Below are 325 nucleotides of genomic sequence, written 5' to 3'. Positions count from 1 at the left end.
GGAACAGGCAGTAAGTACGTCACTTAATGGTCGCTTACACTTTTATTTTTTTGTGAAGAGAGTAGTGTAGTGATTTTTTGATAGTTCATTCACTTCATGTTCAAAGCCTTTGGAATTCATCACTTTTAATAGTGGTTCGGGAATAAATGGTGTGTGTAACAATAAACTTTCGTCATTTCCTAGGCTATCGACCGCTTGCATAATTTTTTGAAAAGGATCATTACTTGAAGCAATGTCTTCTCTTACGTCTAGTACAATGTTAGACATTATTTTCTTCCCCCTTGATAAATGTATGTTTCTAAAAAAAAGGATAATACAATTAAAC

At 33.2% G+C, this 325-nt stretch carries 1 protein-coding gene; it reads right to left on the bottom strand.

Going from position 1 to position 325, the window contains the following annotated elements; genetic code table 11:
* Nucleotides 1-42: 42 nt before the first annotated feature.
* Nucleotides 43-325: DUF2249 domain-containing protein (locus tag AOA59_RS25965; RefSeq protein ID WP_218212211.1), on the bottom strand; the 283-nt coding region annotated here is incomplete at its 5' end.

This window comes from Pseudomonas sp. 2822-15 (genome assembly GCF_002742515.1).
Lineage (GTDB): Bacteria > Pseudomonadota > Gammaproteobacteria > Pseudomonadales > Pseudomonadaceae > Aquipseudomonas > Aquipseudomonas salomonii.
Note: the sequence above shows the minus strand (reverse complement) of the source record. Positions and strands in the feature narration are given on the sequence as shown.